General features: G+C 42.6%; 26 protein-coding genes. 15 read left to right on the top strand and 11 right to left on the bottom strand.

All coding sequences use genetic code 11. The features are described from left to right. Positions 1 to 3,192: a VPS10 domain-containing protein gene (locus tag V6M43_RS07855; protein ID WP_332733995.1), complete on the top strand. Its 3,192-nt coding sequence runs from the start codon at positions 1 to 3 to the stop codon at positions 3,190 to 3,192. A gap of 53 nt (positions 3,193 to 3,245) precedes the next feature. Here V6M43_RS07855 and V6M43_RS07850 read toward each other — a convergent pair whose 3' ends face one another. After that, positions 3,246 to 3,584, bottom strand: coding sequence for a response regulator (locus V6M43_RS07850; protein ID WP_332733993.1), 339 nt, complete (start codon positions 3,582 to 3,584; stop codon positions 3,246 to 3,248). A 206-nt stretch (positions 3,585 to 3,790) separates the two neighbouring features. On the opposite strand from V6M43_RS07850, the gene V6M43_RS07845 reads away from it, so the two are divergent. The 3 genes from V6M43_RS07845 to V6M43_RS07835 all read left to right on the top strand — a co-directional run bounded on the left by V6M43_RS07845 (position 3,791) and on the right by V6M43_RS07835 (position 4,835). Continuing rightward, on the top strand, positions 3,791 to 4,060 hold the full coding sequence (locus V6M43_RS07845) for a YtxH domain-containing protein (RefSeq protein WP_332733991.1): 270 nt from the start codon (positions 3,791 to 3,793) through the stop codon (positions 4,058 to 4,060). A 66-nt stretch (positions 4,061 to 4,126) separates the two neighbouring features. Beyond that, the gene (locus tag V6M43_RS07840; RefSeq protein WP_332733989.1) at positions 4,127 to 4,468 is read left to right on the top strand and encodes a phage holin family protein; all 342 of its coding nucleotides are present in this window, start codon (positions 4,127 to 4,129) and stop codon (positions 4,466 to 4,468) included. Beyond that, positions 4,461 to 4,835, top strand: a complete 375-nt coding sequence (locus V6M43_RS07835) for a hypothetical protein (protein ID WP_332733987.1) — start codon at positions 4,461 to 4,463, stop codon at positions 4,833 to 4,835. Before V6M43_RS07840 ends, V6M43_RS07835 begins: the two co-directional genes overlap by 8 nt. A 12-nt stretch (positions 4,836 to 4,847) precedes the next feature. Here the strand turns inward: V6M43_RS07835 and V6M43_RS07830 are convergent, their stop codons facing one another. After that, a complete protein-coding gene (locus V6M43_RS07830; protein WP_332733985.1) occupies positions 4,848 to 5,285 on the bottom strand; it encodes a response regulator in 438 nt (145 codons plus the stop codon). An 82-nt stretch (positions 5,286 to 5,367) separates the two neighbouring features. Next, the gene (locus V6M43_RS07825) at positions 5,368 to 5,532 is read right to left on the bottom strand and encodes a DUF1328 domain-containing protein (protein WP_332733983.1); all 165 of its coding nucleotides are present in this window, start codon (positions 5,530 to 5,532) and stop codon (positions 5,368 to 5,370) included. 121 nt (positions 5,533 to 5,653) lie between these two features. Between V6M43_RS07825 and V6M43_RS07820 the strand changes: the two genes are divergently transcribed. Then, entirely contained in the window at positions 5,654 to 5,977 is a 324-nt protein-coding gene (locus tag V6M43_RS07820) for a hypothetical protein (RefSeq protein ID WP_332733981.1), read from the top strand. Here V6M43_RS07820 and V6M43_RS07815 read toward each other — a convergent pair. Further along, a complete protein-coding gene (locus V6M43_RS07815; RefSeq protein ID WP_332733979.1) occupies positions 5,952 to 7,343 on the bottom strand; it encodes a sensor histidine kinase in 1,392 nt (463 codons plus the stop codon). The two genes, V6M43_RS07820 and V6M43_RS07815, sit on opposite strands and share 26 nt — an antisense overlap. Before the next feature lie 203 nt (positions 7,344 to 7,546). On the opposite strand from V6M43_RS07815, the gene rpoN reads away from it, so the two are divergent. Genes rpoN through V6M43_RS07795 form a run of 4 tightly spaced genes read left to right on the top strand, consistent with a single transcriptional unit; the run spans position 7,547 to position 13,910 of the window. Continuing rightward, positions 7,547 to 8,956, top strand: a complete 1,410-nt coding sequence (gene rpoN, locus V6M43_RS07810) for an RNA polymerase factor sigma-54 (RefSeq protein ID WP_332733977.1) — start codon at positions 7,547 to 7,549, stop codon at positions 8,954 to 8,956. Positions 8,957 to 8,992: 36 nt separating this feature from the next. Continuing rightward, positions 8,993 to 10,480, top strand: coding sequence for a sigma-54-dependent transcriptional regulator (locus V6M43_RS07805; protein ID WP_332733975.1), 1,488 nt, complete (start codon positions 8,993 to 8,995; stop codon positions 10,478 to 10,480). Next, entirely contained in the window at positions 10,480 to 12,450 is a 1,971-nt protein-coding gene (locus V6M43_RS07800; protein WP_332733973.1) for a PAS domain-containing sensor histidine kinase, read from the top strand. Before V6M43_RS07805 ends, V6M43_RS07800 begins: the two co-directional genes overlap by 1 nt. Before the next feature lie 8 nt (positions 12,451 to 12,458). Then, positions 12,459 to 13,910 carry a hybrid sensor histidine kinase/response regulator gene (locus V6M43_RS07795; RefSeq protein WP_332733971.1) on the top strand — a complete coding sequence of 484 codons (1,452 nt, stop codon included), beginning with the start codon at positions 12,459 to 12,461 and terminating at the stop codon, positions 13,908 to 13,910. 3 nt (positions 13,911 to 13,913) lie between these two features. Here V6M43_RS07795 and amyA read toward each other — a convergent pair whose 3' ends face one another. The 3 genes from amyA to V6M43_RS07780 are packed head-to-tail and all read right to left on the bottom strand — an operon-like array spanning position 13,914 to position 17,520. After that, positions 13,914 to 15,392 (bottom strand): alpha-amylase, encoded by a 1,479-nt coding sequence (amyA, locus tag V6M43_RS07790; RefSeq protein ID WP_332733969.1) that lies wholly within the window; start codon positions 15,390 to 15,392, stop codon positions 13,914 to 13,916. Positions 15,393 to 15,401: 9 nt separating this feature from the next. Further along, complete coding sequence (locus V6M43_RS07785) at positions 15,402 to 16,604, bottom strand: NAD(P)/FAD-dependent oxidoreductase (protein WP_332733967.1); 1,203 nt, start codon at positions 16,602 to 16,604, stop codon at positions 15,402 to 15,404. Between the two features lie 4 nt (positions 16,605 to 16,608). Beyond that, positions 16,609 to 17,520 carry a YihY/virulence factor BrkB family protein gene (locus V6M43_RS07780; RefSeq protein WP_332733965.1) on the bottom strand — a complete coding sequence of 304 codons (912 nt, stop codon included), beginning with the start codon at positions 17,518 to 17,520 and terminating at the stop codon, positions 16,609 to 16,611. 182 nt (positions 17,521 to 17,702) lie between these two features. On the opposite strand from V6M43_RS07780, the gene V6M43_RS07775 reads away from it, so the two are divergent. Next, the gene (locus tag V6M43_RS07775) at positions 17,703 to 17,852 is read left to right on the top strand and encodes a lmo0937 family membrane protein (protein WP_156123609.1); all 150 of its coding nucleotides are present in this window, start codon (positions 17,703 to 17,705) and stop codon (positions 17,850 to 17,852) included. Positions 17,853 to 17,925: 73 nt separating this feature from the next. After that, the gene (locus V6M43_RS07770; RefSeq protein WP_332733962.1) at positions 17,926 to 18,450 is read left to right on the top strand and encodes a lipocalin family protein; all 525 of its coding nucleotides are present in this window, start codon (positions 17,926 to 17,928) and stop codon (positions 18,448 to 18,450) included. Between the two features lie 54 nt (positions 18,451 to 18,504). Here V6M43_RS07770 and V6M43_RS07765 read toward each other — a convergent pair whose 3' ends face one another. After that, the gene (locus V6M43_RS07765; protein ID WP_332733960.1) at positions 18,505 to 18,846 is read right to left on the bottom strand and encodes a hypothetical protein; all 342 of its coding nucleotides are present in this window, start codon (positions 18,844 to 18,846) and stop codon (positions 18,505 to 18,507) included. A gap of 18 nt (positions 18,847 to 18,864) precedes the next feature. After that, positions 18,865 to 19,323 (bottom strand): ferritin-like domain-containing protein, encoded by a 459-nt coding sequence (locus V6M43_RS07760; protein ID WP_332733958.1) that lies wholly within the window; start codon positions 19,321 to 19,323, stop codon positions 18,865 to 18,867. A 190-nt stretch (positions 19,324 to 19,513) separates the two neighbouring features. On the opposite strand from V6M43_RS07760, the gene V6M43_RS07755 reads away from it, so the two are divergent. Further along, positions 19,514 to 20,005 carry a hypothetical protein gene (locus V6M43_RS07755; RefSeq protein ID WP_332733956.1) on the top strand — a complete coding sequence of 164 codons (492 nt, stop codon included), beginning with the start codon at positions 19,514 to 19,516 and terminating at the stop codon, positions 20,003 to 20,005. Positions 20,006 to 20,017: 12 nt separating this feature from the next. Beyond that, the gene (locus tag V6M43_RS07750; protein WP_332733954.1) at positions 20,018 to 20,584 is read left to right on the top strand and encodes a hypothetical protein; all 567 of its coding nucleotides are present in this window, start codon (positions 20,018 to 20,020) and stop codon (positions 20,582 to 20,584) included. A gap of 88 nt (positions 20,585 to 20,672) precedes the next feature. Here the strand turns inward: V6M43_RS07750 and V6M43_RS07745 are convergent, their stop codons facing one another. Beyond that, complete coding sequence (locus tag V6M43_RS07745; RefSeq protein WP_332733952.1) at positions 20,673 to 21,386, bottom strand: hypothetical protein; 714 nt, start codon at positions 21,384 to 21,386, stop codon at positions 20,673 to 20,675. 96 nt (positions 21,387 to 21,482) lie between these two features. Between V6M43_RS07745 and V6M43_RS07740 the strand changes: the two genes are divergently transcribed. Then, complete coding sequence (locus V6M43_RS07740; RefSeq protein ID WP_332733950.1) at positions 21,483 to 21,815, top strand: hypothetical protein; 333 nt, start codon at positions 21,483 to 21,485, stop codon at positions 21,813 to 21,815. 11 nt (positions 21,816 to 21,826) lie between these two features. Here V6M43_RS07740 and V6M43_RS07735 read toward each other — a convergent pair whose 3' ends face one another. Further along, positions 21,827 to 22,171: a DUF3127 domain-containing protein gene (locus tag V6M43_RS07735; RefSeq protein WP_332733948.1), complete on the bottom strand. Its 345-nt coding sequence runs from the start codon at positions 22,169 to 22,171 to the stop codon at positions 21,827 to 21,829. Positions 22,172 to 22,299: 128 nt separating this feature from the next. Between V6M43_RS07735 and V6M43_RS07730 the strand changes: the two genes are divergently transcribed. Then, on the top strand, positions 22,300 to 22,764 hold the full coding sequence (locus tag V6M43_RS07730) for a hypothetical protein (RefSeq protein ID WP_332733946.1): 465 nt from the start codon (positions 22,300 to 22,302) through the stop codon (positions 22,762 to 22,764). Positions 22,765 to 22,785 lie beyond the last annotated feature (21 nt).

The following is a 22,785-nucleotide window of genomic DNA, read 5'->3' as shown; positions in this document are numbered from 1 at the left end:
ATGACACTCATGAGAAAATCTGTACTGGCAGGATGCCTGCTGGTAGCCACCGCTTTTTCTGCTGACGCACAGCGGAAGAAGCCTTCTGAACCTGTTCAGCAGGCAGGATTTGATATAAACCAGTTTAAAAACTGGAAACCACGAAATATCGGTCCGTCTGGAATGAGCGGTCGTATCACCGCCATTGATGCCGTCATTGACAACCCTTCAACTATTTATATCGGCGCTGCATCTGGTGGCGTATGGAAAACTGATAATGGAGGAGCGGGATGGAAGCCGGTTTTTGATGAGCAACCCATACTTAATATTGGATCTATTGCTATCCAACAGAGCAACCCCAACGTGGTTTGGGTGGGCACAGGTGAGGGTAATCCAAGGAACTCCATTAATATAGGCGAAGGAATGTATAAAACCCTCGATGCGGGTAAAAGCTGGCAGAAAATGGGCCTGGAGAAAACAAGGAATATCCACCGCGTTATAATTGACCCGGTTAATCCTAATACCGTTTATGCAGGGGCCATTGGAAATCCTTATGCCCCTAACCCCGATCGGGGAGTTTTTAAAACTACCGATGGTGGTGCAAGCTGGAACAAAATCCTCTTTACCAATGATAGTACAGGTATCGGCGACATGATCATGGACCCTTCTAATCCTAATAAATTGTTTGCCGCAATGTGGCATCATTACCGCACACCATGGAGTTTTCACAGCGGCGGCAGCGGCAGCGGTCTTTATATGACATTGGATGGTGGAGGCAAATGGAAAAAACTGGGTAAGGAGAATGGTCTTCCCGAAGGTGATTACGGACGCATTGGACTGGCTATATCACGCAGCAATCCTGACGTTGTGTATGCTTTGATCGAGGCTACCAAAAACGGATTGTATCGAAGCGATGATGGTGGTTACAATTGGAAGCTTATTAATAGTGACCCCCAATGGGTTACAAACCGTCCTTTCTATTTCCAGGAAATTGCCGTAGATCCCCTGAATGAAAACAGGCTCTGGCTCATTTACCAGATGATCGGGGTTAGTGAAGATGGTGGTAAGGACTTCAAAGTGGTCATTCCTTATAATGGAATTCATCCCGACCACCATGCATTCTGGATCCACCCAAAAGACAATAAGTTTATCATTGATGGAAATGACGGTGGAATAGGAATCAGTCGCGACCTCGGTAAGACATGGATCTTTGATGAAAAAATTCCGGTGGGACAATTCTACCATATAAATGTTGACAACGAAATTCCGTACAATGTAATGGGCGGTATGCAGGACAATGGCTCCTGGCGCGGCCCGGCATATACATGGATCAATGGCGGTATCCGAAATTATTATTGGGAAAGTATCTGGGGTGGTGATGGTTTTGATATGATGCCCGATCCCGACGATGCAAGTTGGGTTTATGCCATGAGCCAGGGCGGAAACGTTGGCCGGTACAATACCAAAACTGGAGAAAGCTGGTTTGTAAAACCTGCTAACCCTAACCTGCAGACGCAATTAAGGTTTAACTGGAATGCAGCAATTGCACAGGATCCATTTGATAATAACACGATCTATTTCGGTAGCCAGTATCTGCATCGAAGTGCCAATAAAGGCAATACCTGGGAAACAATTTCAGGCGACCTCAGCACCAATGATTCCGCTAAGATCGACCAGAATAAAAACGGGGGATTAAGTCTAGATATCACCGGTGCAGAGAACCACTGCACAATCCTGACAATTGCTCCCTCCGCCAAAGAGAAAGGAATTATCTGGGTGGGCACCGATGATGGAAATGTTCAACTTACCAGAGATGGCGGAAAAACCTGGACTAATTTCAGTAATAAGATCCCCGGCCTGCCGCAAGGGGCATGGATACCACAAATACAGGCAGGACGACATAATGCCGGTGAAGCCTTCGTTGTAGCCAACGATTATCGCAGAGGCGATTTCCGCCCTTATATATTCCGCACCACCGATTTTGGAAAAACCTGGACAAAACTGCTGGATGAAAAAAAGGTGACCGGTTATGCATTATGTGTTTTGCAGGATCCCGTACAGCCAAACCTCATCTTTGCCGGTACCGAGCAGGGCCTTTGGGTAAGTCTTAATAATGGTAATAGCTGGCAGCAGTGGAAAAATGGATATCCCTCCGTTTCAACTTATGACCTTGCCATCCAGGAAAGAGAGGCCGACCTGGTAATTGCTACTTTCGGCCGAGCCCTTTGGGTGCTTGATGATATCCGGCCACTACGTTCTCTGGCAGCTGGTAATGGATTGCCAGTAAAAAAGGCGCTTACAGTATTTGAAGCCCCTCTGGCCTACCAGGCAGAATTCCGTAATGCTCCCGGCTATGAGTGGAGTACATGGGGACTTTGGGACGCAGAAAACAGAAGGAGGGGAGCAGCCATAACTTATCATGTTGATAAACGAATGCTCGATACCACAGCCCGCAAAAAGGCGGATACAGTGCTGGTTAAGATTTATGATGAGAATAATGACCTTATCCGAAATCTGAAATGGAAAGCCGATTCTGGGTATAACAGGAGCTACTGGGGTATGGAAAGAAAAGGCAGCCGCAGACTGGGCTCACTTAAACCCCGACCCAATGCACCTGAGCAGGGAGGCGATGATGTTCTTCCGGGAACATATAAGATAGTTGTAGAACTGGCTGGGCAAAAAGACAGCACAATGGTGAGGGTAAACGCTGATCCGAGAATGGGTGACAGAAAAGAAATTTTGCTGGCGCAACAAAATCTGAAACAAAGATTGCAACGAAGTGCCGATAAATTAATAGAAGGGATGGACAGACTAACGGAGGCTGAGGAAATCACCAAAAAAATGGATGCCCAATTAAAAGATATTACAGGAAAAGATGCCGACACTCTAAAAAAAGCAGGTAAAAAGATACAGGATGATATAAAGAAATTAAGGGAATTCGTTAATGGAAAGTCAATTGAAAGACAGGGATACGGTCGTCCGCAGCAGCCTCCAACACCCATGTCGGTATATCAACAGGCAAACAGGTATATCAGTGCCAAAGCGTTGAAACCTGGAGCCGATGAAGAAAGAATGGTAACAGAAGCGGAGCAGGAAATAGGAAATGCAGTAGAAAAAATCAACCTGTTTTTCAACAATGATTGGAAGAACTACCGGAAACTGGCAGAAGACAATCCGGTTAAATTATTTAAAGACTATAGTGAGATAAAGTAAGCTTTCTTGCTTAAAGTAAAAGGGAAGTGTCTGGTTCGCCAGGCACTTTTTTTTTAAAGATTCAGTGCGTTTAGTTGTTGCTGGGAGAAAGGCTTTTCAATAACTCTTAGACGGTCGGGATGAGAGTTGTCAGGTACAGTGGGATGAAATGCGCTGATGAGGAGAATATTCAGTTTGGGATTTTCATCCAGAAGCATCGGAGCCTTCTCCCACCCCAATCCATCAGGCAGGTTATTATCAAGAAATAAAATATCCGGGTTCCACCTATTCACCTGTTGTAGACCCTCCGATAAGGTGTTTGCAACAGAGACTTCGTATTTTTTTTTGGTAAAATAGATCTTGAGTAACATGCACAGATCTTCCTCATCATCAACGATCAATATCTTTTTCAAAATATCCATATTTAATATAGTCTAAATACAATGCCATTCATTTTAAAGGGAAGATCCTGTTTTACAGCACCTTATTGGGAAATTTATTGCCCGCTAAGTTGCCCTGGTCTGAGATTGTAAATTCTAAGATAATAACAATTACCGTGGCACGAAGTTTTAACCCCTTTTATAAAGGATTAAAATTTTCACTATTAAAATTTATCACTATGACTACTACATCAAAAATTGTACTTGGAGTATTGGGAGCTGCGGCTGCCGGAGTTGCTATCGGAATGCTTGTTGCACCTGAAAAAGGTTGTGACATGAGAGAGAAAATCGCCTCAGGTGCCCGCGATTGGGCAAGCGAATTCACTGATTGGCTTACTGCACGTCAGAAAGATCTTAAAGACATCAAGAACACTGTTGCCGCTCACGCGGAAGATGTTGCTGACCAGGCTGGTGCAGAGTGGAACAAGGCGAAGAACACAATGAGCTGATAACATAATACCGCACAGAGAATAATAAATTCTGTGCGGTACTTTTTCCATTCAAACACTATCGATATGGAAGCAATTAAATCTACTGCCGAAGATCTGCTGGATCACGCCGGCGATCTGTTGGAGTCTTACTATAAACTTACCGTGGTCAATGCCACAGAAAAAGCCACTAAAGCAGCTTCAGCAGGTTTCGTTGCGCTGGCTGTTGCATTTTTTGGCCTGATCGTATTCTTCTTCCTGGGAATTGGATTGGCATGGTGGATTGGTGAAACCATGCAAAATATGAAAGCAGGGTTCTTTATAGTGGGTGGTGCATACGCACTCATCCTTATGATCTTTATCCTGTTGCGCAAGCAAATGGTATTTCCCATGATACGAAACACCATTATAAGAAATGTATATGACTAATAATATTACAGATTATAATTCCCTGCAAGAGGAAAAACAAAGGCTTCAGGCACTTGTTTTACATCAGCGGGGCCAAATCAAATCAGATCTTGCATTGATTCGTGAACAGGCCCAGCCTGTAACAAATCTTTTCAGTTCCATTGCGTCTGTAACTAATAAACCCGCAGCCCAACCACTCCTTAAGTTGGGAGTTGAAATGGGAATAGATGTACTTCTTAGAAAAACATTATTTAGAAATGCGGGCATGGTAAGTAAGTTACTAATGCCCATAGCCATGAGAGTTATGTCATCAAACATCCTCTCGGGGAAAGCCAGGATTTGGGCCCAGGCAATTACTGACAAGATCTCAGAGAAATTCCGGAAATGATTCCGGAATTTTTTATTGTGGCCTTCTGGCAGTTTTAAACCAATAAGTTCGTATGTCCTCAATGGTTTGAAGTAATGATTCAAACCCCACTGGTTTTACTACATAGGTATTAGCCCCTAACTCATAGCATCTGCTTATCTCCTGTTCATTCTTGGTAGTGGTAAAAATGATAACAGGTATTTTTTTATAGCGGGGATCTTCCTTGATCTCTTTCAAAACTTCTCTGCCATCTTTCTTTGGCATATTGAGATCCAACATGATAAAACAAGGTAGGGGGCCTTCCGTTGAACTGGCTCCTGGATGAATCCGCTTCAAATGATCCATAAGTTCAACTCCGTTTTCTACAAATGTGAGCTTCTCCTTGAATCCCTTCTCTGCAAATGCAGTCTCCAGCAGATAACGATCATCCGCATCATCCTCAGCTACCAGTATATAGATCTTGTCTGTCATAAAATTTAAAAAAGGCACCGCAGCGCCTTTTTTACGTTAATACTTTAATTCCAGTGCAGGCGCAGCCTGAATTGGGTATAATTTACCCCTTTTTTAGCATTCCCATGATCAATGATACCAGGAATATTACTATGAAAATGTAGAACAGGATCTTAGCAACACCTGCAGCTCCTGCAGCAATTCCTGTAAATCCAAAAACAGCTGCTATCAAAGCGATCACGAGAAAAATAAGTGTCCAGCGTAACATAACTTATAGCTTTAAGGTGAATGAATAAATATTTTCCTATATGTTAAAGAACCGTGCCAGTTGGGCATTGTTAATAATGGTACGGTTTTTCTATTTGTAATACACACCTAAAACAGTTGCAATGGAAAACAACATCCATGTGAAATTAGAATGCAGTATTACAGACCCTCGCGCACTTTGTTCCCTGATGGAATTAATGATTGAAAAAATGAAAATGATTCAATCACTTACCAGTTCAATACAAAGAATGGAGCTTAACCTATTTGATGATAAGAATGCGAATACCCAGGAACCGGACAAGGTTGCAATGTTCCGTCTTGTCAGTAATGAAGGACATATTACAGAGTCATCCAGATCAGCGCGATGGGATGATGCAGTGTTGAATACAATCGACAAAATCAGGGAGAGGGTTTCGAAGCTCAGTCCCTGGGAAATAGCAAAGTAAAAGTTGCTCCTTCCCCTGGTTTCGCATCTGCAATTATAACACCATTGTGGTTGGCCATTACCCGCTGGCAAATGGCCAACCCAATTCCTTTACCACTAAAATTTTCCTGGGTATGTAAACGTCTGAAAATCTGGAAAATTTTGTCCCGGAATTCATTATCAAAACCAATTCCGTTATCCTGAATTGTTATTGCATTATAGGTTTTATCAAGATGTGGAACCGCATTTCCCAGCCGCCGGCCTTCTATTTGTTCACTATAAATGGTTATGGCAGGCAATTGACCCGTTTTTGAATATTTTAATGCATTATCTATAAGTGCCCTGAACATACTTCTTACCTGCGCCGGATAAACCCACAATTCAGGCATATTCCCGATTGTTATCGTTGCATTTTTTTGTGAAATACTCTCCCTGAAATTATCCCTCACCTCCTCTATTATTTTCTTAAGTGATACAAGTTTCTTTTTCTCTCTTGAATCTATGAGATTCATATAACCTGAAACATCTTCTAACATTCCCTGTAACCTCCGTGCGGAAACATCTATGCGCTGAATGATCTTTTTACTATCGTCATCCAGCATGTCCTTTTGTTTGATGATGAGCCTGTCTGAGAAAGTGCGTATTTTTCTGACCGGCTCCTGCAGGTCATGTGAAGCGGCAAAGGCCAATTGGGTTAGTTCAGCATGACTTTGTTTCAGCGCCATCAGCTGCAGCTGTAATTCTTCCTGGTATTTTAACCGCTTAAAAAATTCACGCAGCAAAAGGATGAACAGGATCAGAAATGCCAACCCAACCAACCCGAAAACCCAACGGAACATGGTAGGTGCCATGCGCTGGTAAATATCTTTTTGCTGGTAATTATCAACCAAATGTTTCCGCTCATACTCCATCATCTTATTCATGCCCAACTTATAGCTCTCCATAAGATTGCGCCCCTGCATCATGTGATCATTCTTAACCGAATCATAGCTTCCTTCATTCACCATATGCACGGAAGATTCTAATACCTGGATCCTCATCCTGGCCGCATTTTGTACCAGCCCCATTCTCGTTCGCTGTACGTCATTATCCGCCACTAACATTTTGACCTCCTCAAATGTGGCTGGAATTTCATTTTTGGCAAGAGTAAGAGGCTCCAGGTAAATACTATCCCGGGTAATGATATAACCGCGTACCGCCGTTTCTGCCTCTTTCATCAGGCTGTTTAAACCCTCCATTTTATTCATGACCCTGAACGTTTTTTCTACCTGGTCTGAATAGGAGATCATGGTATTCAACCGCTCATAGCTCGAAATAGTAAAAAATATCAATACCGTGAGGGTAAGAATGAACCCAATAAGAAGATATAGAAAGCTCGGTTTCTTCATTTTTGATTAATAATCCCCGTATTGGGGAATTAATTACGCTTATTATTTATCTTTATGTTGTAACAATTTGGGGTAAATTTTTAATTTAATTTTTTAATTGATGATATTCAGATAGTTATAAATTTTCTCAATTTGGGGAGCCATATTCGGGTTTTTGGCGTCTGGATTGTTTTATAAATCAGGTAACCTTCAAATGAACGTTTATGATCCGCCAGCAACAAAACCAACATCAGACATTAAAGATATTGCCTCAGCAGATTCAGTTGCTGAATCTTTTTCAATTGAATACACAGGAACTCCAAATGCATATTCGCCAGGAAATGGACCAGAATCCATACCTGGAAGAAACCCTGGATCATACCGACGAGCGGTTGGGTGATACTTATGACAGGGAGGCGGCACAGGATTATAAAGACTGGGATGAATATGCTTATAATGACGTTCCTGATTATAGCGTTGAATACGCCAATTATTTCAATGCAGAAGCCATGCCCGAAAGGCCAATGGCAGATGTGGTTGATTTCAGGGAAGAAGCACGCAGACAATTATCTATGCGCGTGGTTGATGACAGACTGCTGAGTTTGGCTCATTACCTGATTGACTGCCTTGAAGAAACAGGGTTACTCCAAAAAGACCTGGAAGCCATTGCTGATGATTTCAGCTTCTCCCATTTCATGACAACGGAGGAAGAAGTGGAAGCAGCTCTTAAGCTCATCCAGGAATTGGAACCTGCAGGTATTGGTGCCCGTGATATAAGGGAATGCTGGCTGCTGCAATTAGCCCGCATGAACCAGAAAAGACCTGATGTAAAAGTTTCTACCGCGCTTTTACAACGTTATTATGATGACTTTAAAGGCCGCCGGTTTGAAAAGATCATGGACGCACTTAACCTTGATGAAGAAGAGTTTCGCATGATCGTACAATTTCTTGGGGATCTTTCCATGCGGCCTGTTGCAGAAACAGTTACCTCCATTTCTCCTAAAGACAATATCGTTCCTGACATACAAATTAGTTTAGATGGCGACAGCTTCACAATCACGGTTTGTGGTATTACAGCAGAAAATTTCAGAGTGAGCGATGCGCTCCAGGAAACCATGCAGGCTACTAAAGACAAAGGCGCCCTCCAATATCTTCGCAGCAAACTCCAGTCAGCAAACTGGCTACTGTATGCTATCAGGCAGCGCAACGAAAGCATGATGAAAATTACCAAAGCAATCATCCAATACCAGAAAGCATATTTCGAAGATGGTGATGTTAATAAGCTTCAGCCAATGATTCTGAAGAATATAGCTGACCAGGTTGGACTCGATATTTCAACTGTATCCCGACTTACCAGCAATAAATATGCTGACACCCATTTTGGAACAATTCACCTGAAAGACCTCTTTACTGAAGGCATTATAAACAAAACTGGTGAAGTTATCAGTAACAGGGTTATTCGTCATGCTCTGGAAGAAGTGATAAGCAATGAAGACAAAAGCAATCCATATACCGACCAGCAATTGGTAGCAATCCTTATGAACAAAGGCTATAAAGTAGCCAGGAGAACTGTTGCCAAATACCGCGACCTGTTGCAGATCCCGGTAGCACAGGTTCGGGCCATGTGGGCATAAGATTCGCATTACCATCAGATAATATATAAATCAATCATGCAGAAAATATTGGTGATAGACGATGACCGGGATATGTGTATGTTGCTGAACAGATTTCTGACAAGGCAGCATTTCGAAGTAACGGAGATGTACAACGGCAAAAAAGCGCTTGAATTCATGAGCCAGCAGAAACCTGATCTCGTACTCTGCGATTTCAGGCTGGAGGACATGGATGGAAAACAGGTTCTAACAAAAACCCGGGAAATGTACCCGGGCATTCCATTTATTGTCATCACCGGCTATAGCGATGTAAAACTGGCTGTCGAAATCCTGAAAATGGGTGCCTATGATTATGTCACCAAACCGGTTTTCCCGGATGAAATATTAATTACCATCCGCAAAGCCCTTGATGCGGCATCAAGAATTCATGTTCCTCAGTCGTCAGAAGATTCAAAATCACCAATACCAGGCGCCCCGGCGCGTCGGCAGGGTATTGAACCACCAAAAGAAAAATACATTTTCGGGAATACCCCGGAAATGAAAAATATATTGAAGCAGATCGAACTGGTATCGCCTACAAATTACAGTGTTATCATTTATGGGGAGAGCGGTAGTGGTAAGGAAGCCATCGCCAGTAAGATACACGAACAAAGCAAAAGAAAAGATAAACCCTTCATCGCAATCGACTGTGGTGCCATGTCAAAAGAACTGGCGGCAAGTGAATTATTCGGCCACGAAAAAGGTTCCTTTACAGGTGCATTAAACCAGAAAGTGGGAAGCCTTGAACTCGCAAATGGCGGAACAGTATTTCTTGATGAGATCGCCAATCTTCCCTATGATATCCAGGTTTCATTACTGCGGGTTGTACAGGAGAGAAAGATCCGGAGAGTTGGGGGCAATAAGGATATAGAACTTGACCTCCGCATAATCGTTGCAAGTAATGAAAAACTATGGGATGCTGCGCGTAACGGAAAATTCCGGGAAGACCTCTACCATCGCTTTAATGAATTCAGCATTAACCTGCCACCACTTCGCGAACGTGCAGAAGATATACTGCTTTATGCCCGGCATTTTCTTGCACTCACGAATGCAGAACTGGGAAAGGGTATCTCTGATTTCAGCAGGGAAGTACAACAGGTATTTATTCAATATCCATGGTTCGGAAACCTGCGTGAATTAAAGAATGTTGTAAAACGTGCGGCATTGCTCACCGATGGTGAATTTGTAGAAGTTCAGGCGCTACCATTCGAAATCATCTATCACGATAAACTGAATTTCTCTTCGCAGGTGCCCGATAGCCCATCTAATTTCAATATGTACCAGGCTACACCTGAAGTGGCAGCCCCTGTACAAACCGCTCCTTTAAAACCTGTACTGAATGACCTTTCCCTTAAATCCGCCAGTATAGATGCTGAATATGAAATGATCGTAGAAGCGTTGAAGCAATCCAACTTCAACAAAACAAAAGCTGCAAGATTGCTCAATATTGACAGGAAGACACTGTACAATAAAATGAAGCAATACCAGCAATTCAACAATCTGTAATGCAAAATGAAAATGGCAATATCTCCATCAGGCAACTGAGAGATCTGCTTACAGCTGATGAAAATAGTGAGGGATTGGTGCAACAGATAACGGACCTTTTTCCAGCCCTTATATATGTTTTTGACGCTGAGAGCCGCAAACTCAGGTATATCAACAGGCATATCACTGACCTGCTGGGATACGCATGGGAAGATATAAGCGAGTGGGATAATGATTTCACCAAGATGATCTTTGATGATGATCTTACCCTGGTACAGGAGGAACTGGAGAAATATTATAAGCTGGAAGATAATTCCAGCTATTCTTATAATTGCCGGTTAAAGCATAAAGAAAGGAATTTCCGCTATTTCCGGACTGTCGGAACCGTGCTTCGTCGAAACGATAAGGGTAGTCCCTCCTCTATGTTATTCATGGCGCAGGATATAACCGAACAAATAGAAGTTGATAAGGAACGTGCCGCCGCCCGCAAACTTATTGAAGATGCAGAGCGTATGCTGAATGTGGGAACCTGGAGCTGGGATATCCAAACTGATAAAATGGAATGGTCAGAAGGGATGTATAACCTTCTGGGGTACTCAAAAGAAGAGAGGCCGGAAATTACCGGTGAGCTTCTTTATAGTCATATTTGTGAGAGGGACAGAGATGATATCCGCTCTAAAATTACTACAGCCTCCAATCTTAAAGAGGAATTTAAATTAGAGTTTTCCCTTGGTCGAAAAGATGGGAAACGTATATTCATAACATCTGTCGCAAAGCCAGTTCTGAATAATAAAGGCGAGGTCGAAAAACTTACTGGTTTCTTTCGTGACATCTCCGATCAATATTCCCAGAATATTGAGAGCAAAGCAAGCCTCGAATTGCAGAAACAAACAGAACTTCTTTTGAATTATGGCGTATTTGTTTGGGATCTGAAAACAAATTCTGTTTCACGATCTGAGGGATTAAGAGCCGTTTATGAGGATGATAGCGATGGAAGAGAGCTTAAATTTGAGGACTTCCTTAAATCAATTCACGATGAAGATCGGGAGAGAGTAGAAACGGTAGTAATGGAAGCAATCGAAAATCGATCTGACTTCGAAATTGAATTTGCTGCTTACACAAAAAAGGGACACCTGATAACGGTAAATAGCCGCGGGCGCGTAGTTGTTGATAATGCCAATGTTCCCATAAAAGTTATTGGTAAAACCCGGGATGTTACCCGTGTAAAGCATGTGGAAAATGAATTGCAACGGAATGTACGTGAATTGAACCGTTCTAATAAAGAGCTGGAGGAATTTGCCTATGCAGCTTCACACGATCTCCAGGAACCTCTCCGGAAGATCACCACCTTTGGGTCGAGGCTCCGCGAAAAATTTGGAGATATTTTAGGTACAGAAGGGCAGATGTATCTAGACAGGATGGAAGCAGCGTCCGACAATATGCGCAACCTCATTGAAAACCTGCTGGAACTTTCCCGTGTATCAAGAAGTAATCATGCTTTTGAATATATAGATCTTTCGCTGGTGGCACGTGAAGCTATCCTCGATCTGGAAATACCTATAGAGGAATCAGGTGCCATAGTTAAAGTAGAAACCCTGCCGGAACTTGAAGCCATCCCATCGCTTATCCGGCAAATGTTTATAAACCTGCTGGGTAATGCACTGAAATTCCGTAAGCCCGATATGGTCCCGCAAATCAGAATCAGTGCTTTTAAGATAAGTCGAAAAGATAAAGAATTACATCTTTTACCTACCGATAAAAACTATTACCAGATTGATGTGGAAGATAATGGTATTGGTTTTGACCAGGACTATGAACATCGTATCTTCCAGATCTTTCAGCGGCTGCATGGTAAATCAGAATATCCCGGATCAGGGATTGGTCTTTCTATTTGCAAACGAATTGCAGAAAGGCATAATGGTCAGATCTTCGCCACTGGAAGGCCTGGCGAAGGAGCCACCTTTAGTTTTATCATACCAGACAAACAATAAGATTCTGAATGCCCTTTACTAAAATGAACACCAGGATATTGATCGTGGATGATGATGAGGATGACTTTTTTATTACAAGTGATTATCTCAACGGTATTCCTGAGGCCAATATGGAAATTAAATGGGCAAGCCAGTATAACGTGGCGCTCCAGATGATGGTCAATCACGAATATGATCTCTATTTTGTGGATTACCGGCTTGGTGCAAAAACCGGTGTCGATCTTTTAAAAGAGGCCATTGCAAGGAAATGCGAGGAGCCGATCATCCTGCTTACAGGAAAGGGCAACCGGGATATCGACCGCGAAGCAATGCGTATAGGGGCATTTGATTACCTGGTAAAATCTGAACTGAACAGTGAAAAACTGGAAAGAACAATTCGTTATGCGCTGGAGAGATATTCCTATATCAAAGCCATCAAACGCAACGAACGGAAATTCAGAAATATTTTTGAGCAATCCATGGATGCTGTATTTATTGCAGGTATGGATCTGCGTTTCCGCGACGTCAACAAAGCCGCCACTGATCTCCTGGGATATTCGATGGAAAATCTGCTCAATACGCCATTGCAGGAGATGTTGTACGAGCCTCAATCAGGTGAAAAAATTATCCAGTTATTACAGGCAGGGCATACCATAAATGGCCATGAAGTAGATGTTGTAACGGGAACGGGCGACCGCAAAAGCTGCATTCTGTCAGCTTCTGTAGAAGCCGATATTAATGAAGGGAAATATATTCATGGTATCCTGCATGACATAACCAACCTGAAGAAGGCAGAATGGCTCACACTTCAGGCCGAAAAGCTTGCTGCCACCGGACGCCTGATCAGAACCCTGGCGCATGAAGTACGTAATCCCCTTAATAATATAACCCTGTCTGCCGAACAACTTCAACAGGAAAATTGCGACGACAGTTCTAAGATTTACCTTGATGTAATCAGACGTAACAGCACCAGGATAAGCAATATTATTTCCGAATTGCTCAACAGTTCAAGGCCATCGGAAATTGATCTTCGCGTGGGAAGTTTACAGCTACTGGTAGACGAAGTGCTGGCAGATGCGGCCGACAGTATTAAATTAAAACAGGTAAAGGTAAGTTCCGAAATTGAAGAAAAGCCTTTGCTTGTTCTAACGGATAAGGATAAGCTAAAGATCGCGTTCATGAATATAATCGTTAACGCCATTGAAGCCATGGAAGAAAGAACTGCCGACCGGCAGATATTTATTCGCATCTACCACAAGGATAAATATGTAATTACTGAGATCACTGATAACGGTTGCGGCATGTCACAGGAAAGCCTTAGCAGGTTATTTGAACCCTACTATACTTCAAAGCGTAATGGCATGGGATTGGGCCTCGCTTCCACTATGAACATTATACAAAGTCATAAAGGTTTTATTGAGGTCAAATCCGTGGAAGGAAGGGGAACAACCTTTGTTGTTAACCTTCCAATCCAGGATTAATTTCTATACCCACACGGAAACAGATCCGGCCAGGCAATGGAATTCTGCACCACCTTTTTCATTTAAGACGATTTCCTGCGGGCATTTACCCAGCATATCTTTCATCTTCCTTCCTGCATGCTGTTCGCCCAGTTCCATATACTTATAACCATCGCTTCCATTAGAAAGCACCACTGCCAATCCTGAAGTTTTATCCTCAGCAATACCTGTACGTATCCAGCCAATGCAATTGGGATGATCGAAATAATCGCGTTGTTCTCCAAAAGCGATCTTCTCTCTCAAAGGCAGCATCGCTGCCAGCTCCTCAACGCGGGCCAGCCATATCTCATAATCATTGCCATCATCTCCTTTATCAACATAATGCGCACCAAAAAAGGCAGGGTAGAAGAGACAGGGGATACCATCTTTTCGTAGCAGTATCAAAGCATAAGCAATGGGTTTGAACCATGCCTCCACTGGGCTCTCCAGCTCCTGCAGCGGTTGAGTGTCATGATTGTCCACCAGCGTAATGGCCAGGTGTGGAATTTCCTTTACCAGCGTATTATCGAAGATATGACGCATGTCAAACTTATTGCCCAGCTGTGAAGCCACGAAAAAGTTATGATGCAAGGGAGCATCAAATAACTGTACTTTACCATGCGTCGCATCAATATATTGCTTGAGCGCCTGTACATTATGAACGTTCCAGTATTCACCAATCACCAGTAGCTCTTTTGGACTTACTGTTTGTACATGCTCTACCCACTCATTGATGATTTTCGGGGTCATATGCTTAACTGCATCCAGTCTGAATCCATCGGCATGCGTCAATTCCAGGAACCATTTTCCCCAGTATTTCAATTCTTCACGTACTGCCGGATTGCGGAATTCAATATCCGCACTCATCAGGTAATCATAATTACCAAGTTCGTTTTCCGTTAGATCCTCCCAGCCCTCACCATATTCATTCTGGATTGTATACACACCATCTTCATTAATATCATGAGCCCAGTCAATGCCAGTGAAACATCTGTGATCCCAGATGAATTCAGAATATTTACCTCCTCTGCCGGGGAATGTGAATTTGGTCCAGGCTTCTATTTCAAAAGGGTCACTGATAAATTCGGTTCGATTGGCAGGATCCACTTTTCTAACAGTAAGTTTTTCCAAATGGTCGGCCCCGGCCTTGTGGTTGAAAACTACATCTGCAATTACAGCAATGCCATTATCATGGCAAACCTTTATAGCGTTAAGAAGCTCTTCTTTTGTTCCATACTTCGTTCTTACAGAACCCTTCTGGTCAAATTCTCCAAGATCAAACAGGTCGTAAGTATCATATCCAACTGAGTAACCACCAGAGGCACCTTTATATGGGGGAGGTATCCAAACGGCATTAATGCCTTTTGCCCTTAGTTCAGGCGCCTGCTCAGCAAGATGATTCCAGAGTGATCCATCAGTGGGATAATACCAATGGAAATATTGCAGTAATGTTATTGGCTGCATGGTAGAGGTTTATCGGTTAAATGAAAAAATTGAAAGGTCGGGGTGTGGATTTCCCTTTATGGCTGCTGTGATCTGTTCAGCGGCTATCTGGCTGAATGTAATTCCATTTCCGCCAAATCCAAGTGCGAAATATGTATTGGGTCGCTGACGTATACTCCCTATATAAGGTAGCCCGTCTTTAGTGGAAGCAAATGTACCTGCCCACTGAAAATCCGGAACAATTGGTATATCGGGAAATTTCTTATTGAAGTCTTTTACCAGCTTTTTTGTTTTTGCCGCAATTCGGGCATCTCGTTTATCAGGCGCATAAAAATCATCATCAAGGCCTCCTACAAGAATCCGGTTATCTGTTGTTGTACGCATGTAGAGATAAGGCGTTGCCGTTTCCCATATCAGGCAGTTGCGATACCAGAGTTCCCGGTCAGGCATAGGCTCACTCACCATTGCATAAGTAGAATGCAGGGTCTCAACTTTCTGTGGAATGTATTGCTGCGATTCATAACCGCAGGCTATTATTAAATGCCGGCATTCGATCTTCATTCCATTCTCCGTTTTCAACGTCACCGTTTTCTTATGATGCACTATCGATTCAACCTTTGTATTATCATAGATGGCGGCCCCCTTCTTAATGCAGTCTCCCAAAAGATGATGTGCCAATCGATAGGCATCCATTTCAGCTCCCTGGCTTGAATACAATGCCGCGGGGGCTTTAAATCCCATGGTATCTTCTACTTTCTTATCGTCCCAGTATTGTAAACGAAAACCATTGTTCTTCCTTAACGCATACTCTTTTTTAAGATCGCTTACATCTTTTTTTGCAGAAGCATATTGCAGGCTGGGCCTCTTTCTGAAACCTGCTTTACCCTCAAAGCGGTTGCATATATTTTCCAACGCATCAATTGCTTCAGAACAATACTCGTAACTCCTTACTGCATTCTTCTCACCCACTTTTTCTATGAGTTCATAAAGTGGCGTATCAATCTCATATTGTAAAAGGGCAGTGCTGGCAGCAGTACTTCCCATGCCCGCATGCCGCTTATCAATTATTGCAACTTTGAAACCGGCCCGGCATAAATGCCATGCTACAAGTGCACCGGTAATACCGGCACCCATTACCGCTATTTCTGTTTTTTCGTTGTGCTGCAGGGAAGGATAGCTGCTTATCAGGCCGTTCTTCATCAGCCAGTAAGCACTGTGTGATCGCAGGTCCATCGGTTTAGGTTTTGTTGATCTCTTTGGTTTCGCTTTTTATAATAAATACCGCAGTTTCATCGGGTATGATCCCGGAGCCATAATTCAATGCATATAATTTTGTGAACGTGGCCCCGAAATACAGGATCATCGATGAATAATAAACCCATGCCAGTATGATCATGATGGAGGCTGCAGTACCATAGGTGATCCCAAAATTTGAATTCCCCAGATATAGCCCGATCAATGATTTGCCTGCCAGGAATAATATTGACGTAAATCCGGCTCCCAGCAGCGCATCCTTCCACGATATAGTTGCATCAGGCAAAACCCTGTATATGATGGCAAACATGGCGCTTATCACCACGAAAATGGTGACGTTATTAAAAATGTAAAATACTACCAGCGCCGTTTCAGGAAATATGGAAGCAAGCTTTTCATTGAAAAGATCGAGGACTGCATTTACAATAAGGGCAACCAGTAAAATAAAACTCGTGGCTACAACTAAAGAAAAAGAGGTAAGACGGTTGATCAATAGTCTTACCCAACCCTTTTTGGGTTTTGCCTTGATTGACCAGATATAATTGATAGATCCCTGTATCTCCGTAAACACACCTGTGGCACCAAATATCAGGATTACAAATCCAATTATAGCTCCTGTTACACTGTTATCATTCTTCTCAATACTGCTGATTATATGCTGGATCTGGTAAGCGGCCGAATTGCCCACCAACCCTTTGATCTCCCCGAATATCTTACCCTGCACCGCTTCCTTGCCATAAAATATTCCCGCAAAAGAGATCACCAGTAATAATACCGGACCCAGGGCAAAAATGGTATAATAGGATAGAGATGCGCTTAATTTTAGTGCATCATCTTCAATAAATGATTTGCCAGACGAAACAAGAAGTTTGAAAAAATTGCGGATTCTTTTCATCAGAAATTGTTAAGAAGAAATTGTGCCGTCAAACCCTATATAATATACACATAATATTTCCCCTTTATGGGGAAACTTATAACCAATGATGAGCCTTTTTTGATAATACCCCGATAGTTTATGGCAGGGCATTGTTTTTTTCATGAAAGGGTAAACAATCTTTTCACCTAAATTTTTTTGTTATGAACAACATACTATATCTGATCGCTGTCATCCTCATTATCGGATGGTTACTTGGAATCTTTGTTTACAGTGCTACTGGTGTAATTCACATTTTGTTGGTACTGGCTGTAGTGTCAATCCTTCTGACGCTTATCCGCCGGGGAGCATAGCGCTTCGGCTCCATATATCACACGCATAAGGCCATTCTATGGCCTTTTTTTTATTAAAACACAATCAACAATTATGAAATCGATACTCATATTGGCGGGGATTATCACCATAGGTAGTAATGTATCTGCCCAAAAAGTACTCCCTGTTGCAGATAGCACAAACCTTCCTCAACTACAAGGTAAATGGTATGAAATTGCCAGCATTCCTAAAATTGGAAAAAAGGATTGCAGCTGTACTACTTCAGAGTATGCCTATCGCAATGGTGAACTTTTAATCACCAACACCTGCGTTGCCAAAGATGACGGTGAAACAGAGAAGCGTGAAATGATAGCCAAACCGGTTAGAGGATCAAACAATAGTAAACTCAAGGTTAAACGTGGTATTTTCGGAACCAGGCTTTGGGTACTTGAAATGGATCCTGCCAACCAATGGGTGATGCTGGGCCATCCTAATAGAAAATCATTACAGATTCTTACCCGCGAACCTTCAATAACTGAGAATGGTTATCAGGAATTACTTAAAGGTCTGGCTGATAAATTCAGTTATGATACCTCCCGAATAAAAAGAACCACACTTACCTGCCCTGCAAATAACTAAACTAAAAGGCCGTCTCCTGAGAGACGGCCTTTTAGTATTTTAAAGGGTGACAATCTACTCTTCTGTAGCTGTCTTTTTCTGAATGTCCTCAACCTTAGTAAAAAAGGCGCCGAATTCCTCACTGGCATAAGTGCCATATGCATCTGATATAGTGCCCTTCCTGCCATCATTGGTTTCAATGATGTACAGGATGGAATTATCCTCGGGATCACTTTCTCCCTCAAACCTGAAAAAGTTCACAATATGTACCTGCTCTGGTTCGTAGGATTGTCCACTGTCTGCATGTTGCAGTAATCCATCCACTACCTGGAAATTTGCACTATATCCATCTTCTATGGCCTTCTCCATGCAATAGCTAAGACTACGCATTGGAACTGAGGCTGAATCTGTTTTCATTTAGTTATGCTTTAATGATTAAGAGATAACCTTATGAAGATCGCGGTACTTCTTGATCACATCATGTGAAGTACGTAGATTCTGCTGCTGGCTGGTGATCATCTGACGTACATCAGTACTCATGTCAGCATCCGAAGCCAGGGCTTCTTCATAAGCTTTCTGTGCTGCATCTTCGCCAAATTCGCAAAGCTCCAGAACAGATTTACGCTCCTCTGTACTAAAGGCACTCTTTACATCCATCCATGCGCGATATACCTTACCTGATACAGTAGTACCATCAGCAGGCCTTTCACCTAGCTGTGATACAGCAACGGTAAGTTCTCTTACATAATCGCGGCTCTGGTTGGCCATCTTCGTAAAGATCGCCTTAAGATCCACATCAATACCATCAGTTTCTGTCATCGCTTTTTCATATCCTTCTACCCTGTCATTGTTGATGAGGATCAGGTCATTTAATACTTCTGCTAAGTTTGCCATAATAACAATTTTAATAGTAATTGAATAGTAGTCAGTTTATCTATTAAAAAGCCGTTCCACTGTGTATCCAGTCGGTACACCCTCCTGTAGTTGGGGCGTATTTGAGGCGCATTTTCCACGATACAAAGCACTTATTAAAAGAATCCCGCATTGGTATTCTTTTTTTATGCACTTATCAAAATTAATCACCATGACCAACTATACTACTCTCCAACAACTGATGAATAGTTTCCGCCAGGGACTCTTCTTCAACCTCAGTAATTCTGAGTGGAAACTTCCCAACGGTATTGCGCGGTTGTTGGAAGTAGATGAAACAGGTTGCTGCTGGTTCCTGTTTCATGTTAATGCTGAACAGGCAGTTAACTATGACCAGGAATTTCCCGCACGTATCCGCCTCTATGAAAAAGGTCGTGATTGTTATGTGGAAGCAAATGGTAAAGGAGTAATTCTCACTGATCCTGAAGATTGGGCTGCCTGCTCCAAAATATCATATGGTATGGCACAGGCATTGCGTTATCATGGATTGATAGTTAGATTCAGGATCCAGCACGCAACAGTAACAGAAACAGGCAGAAGCTCAAGAAGGAATTTCCTGCAAAAGATCATGGACGAGATCAATGTTTGGGCTTCAGGCAGAAGCATCGCGGAAAAAGTTTACCCTGCCTCTGTACTGTCGCACTAAAACAACACAATCATGTCAGCAAATATTATCAAACACCTCGAAGCATATATGGGAACTGCTATACATAATGTAGATCCAAATACGCAAACGGTGAATAAAGAAAAGGTTGATAGCAATTTTGACCTCATTGCGCAGGCTGCAATTCCTGCAGTGCTGGCGGCTTTTTATAAATACAGCAGGAGCGAGGAGGGTGCAGAATATCTGGCTAAAGACACAGCAATAACTCCTTCCAGGATTTTTGCTGACCAGGATGATGAAATTGCTTCAAGAATTGCGTCATTCTCAAAAATTGAGAATGGTTTTGCTGCGAGGATCGTGAATGATCTCACTGCAGAAACCGTTCGCTATTACCGTAGTGAATTGAAAGATGATATCAGTGCTGATAAGGTGCAATTATTTTTCGGATCAATTCGGGAAAACATCTTAGGCGCATTACCTGCCGATCTTCAACTGGGTAATCTTCTCAATGACGATACACTCGATGATAATACAAATAAAATGAAAGGTCCGGCAAGCGGACTTGCTCAATCTATTCAAAACGCATTTTCCTCTGTTGGCACAAAGCGGGAGGAATCATAAAATTCATAAGGACGGTCGGTTTATATGGTTTGGTTGTTTGGTTGCGCTTCGGCGTATACAGCCCGGGGATGAACCGGGCTGTTATTTTTTAGTCCTCCTTAGTCCACACTTCATAGATAGGATCTCCCTTTGAACTCTTACCTCTATGGTGCCAGGCATTTCCTTTTACCTCTCCTTCAAAACTAAGCTGCATCCCAACCCGGCTGCTGTCTCTTGAAAAGAATTCTATGGATTCTGTATACTTGCCATCTTTGAATGTATAGGTTCCACCCCCGGTTCCAAAAAATTCACCCGTAGCAGTATTGATCGCTGCCCATTGAAATCTCGTTCCGGTCAATATCTTAATGGTCTTACGCGCACTCGGTGGAATATCATGCAACTGTCCATTCTGCTCTCTTCCGCTGATCCTCCAGGTGGCATTTAAAGCTCCACCTCCTGCATCGATCCTTTGCCATGCAGCAGGCATAGAAGATCCGGTTAGTTGAAGTTTATCATCAGCAATCGTTACCTTAATCTTTGAGCTGCTACCTACACTTGCTTTATCGGTTGTATTGAATTCAGCTTTTAGCTCAACATCATTTACCCCGCTCCAGGTTCCTCCATTCGATTGTATAAATTTCTTTCCGGCAAGATCATACTCCGTATGTGTATAATGTTTGTTGGTTATCAGCAGTATATGCGTTTTACCATTCAATTCTGCCTTCCATGCACCTCTCAGGCCGGGCATTTCCTGCGCTGATGAGGTTGCTACAATAAATATCATGCAGGCCAATGCCAGTAAGCTTTTTGCAAAAAGTTTCATGACAAACAATTTTATTAAATCTACGAATAATATAAAGACACTAACTTTATAAGACTGACAACGGGATTGATTTTTTGCACCACAAATCAAAAAATTATGACGATAGAAATTCACACCCCACATGAGGGGTTGCAGGAAGCGATTGTGAAGCAGGCAAAGCAGGCCATGATTCGCTTATCCAACAAGTTTAAATCTATTGCCCGCATGGAGTGTGTGTGGAGAGAAGACAACCTGATTACCCCTCCCGATAATAAAGTTTGTGAGATCAGAGCAAGCGCATTCGGCGAAAATCTTTTCACCCATGCGCGTGCTGATCAATATGAATTGGCTACAAATGAGGCTATGGAACATATAAGTCAGCAGGTGATTCTGCTGGCCTCTAAAGAGAACGAACTTCCAGATAAAATAACAACTACGGTTAAGGTATGAACCTATGCTGATCAAAAGGGTAGATCATCATCCGGCATAGGATCGATGGTGCCGGTAAATGGCGGTGGCGCCGTAGCACTGTTATCTGCAGTTCCCTGGCCTACAACTTTCCATGCTTTCACATCTGTATACCATTTGCCATTGTATTCACGGCTTTCAACATCAAAGCATACCTGAACGGGGTCGCCTATGCGAAACTGGCTCATATCGATCTTGTCGCCCCATACTGCAATGCATACTTTTTTAGGATATGCATCTCCTGTTTCAAGAATAAACTCCTGCTTCTTCCAGGGACCATTTTTCCCCTGCCCTGTTTGTGTTCCGAGTAGCTGTATTATTTTGCCGTTGAGATCCATCTTTATTTTTGGGCAAAGAAAAGGAAAAGTTCCCTGATAACCCCGTCATAGAATTCCTTCTGGCGAATAAAATTACTGATGCCCTGCATCAGCGTAAATGTTGTAAATTCAAAGGAAGAACCTGCACCATGAACCGAGAATTGTTATTACAGCAATTGCTGGATGCAACCTACGAGAAAGGAAGTATTTCCTTATATGATTATATAGCAGGTAAATGGCCCGACGATAATGAGCTCTTTAAATCAGCAAAGTCTTTCGGCGACCAACTCGTCACTGAAAAACTTGCACATTTCACCGATGAACAAAGAACCATCCTTGCCATTTCTAATTTCGGCAGATACTGGATCCTGATGGGGGGATACCCGGCCTTTCTGAAAGACAATGAACATAAATTAAAGGAACATCACCCTCACCTCCACAATGGCAACCACGATCACGATATTGAAAACAATCATCTCAAAGAAGACCTTCGCGTAGCAAGACTACGCTTTACCAAATACCGAATTATCACCTACTGGTGGAGCTTTGCCTTTTCTATTATCAGTTTTTTCCTCTCGGTGATCAGCCTCTACCTCATTCTTTCCCGCACCTGAATTTCTCTTTATTTAAAACCT

Source organism: Flavihumibacter sp. (assembly GCF_036676075.1).
Lineage (GTDB): Bacteria > Bacteroidota > Bacteroidia > Chitinophagales > Chitinophagaceae > Flavihumibacter.
Note: the sequence above shows the minus strand (reverse complement) of the source record. Positions and strands in the feature narration are given on the sequence as shown.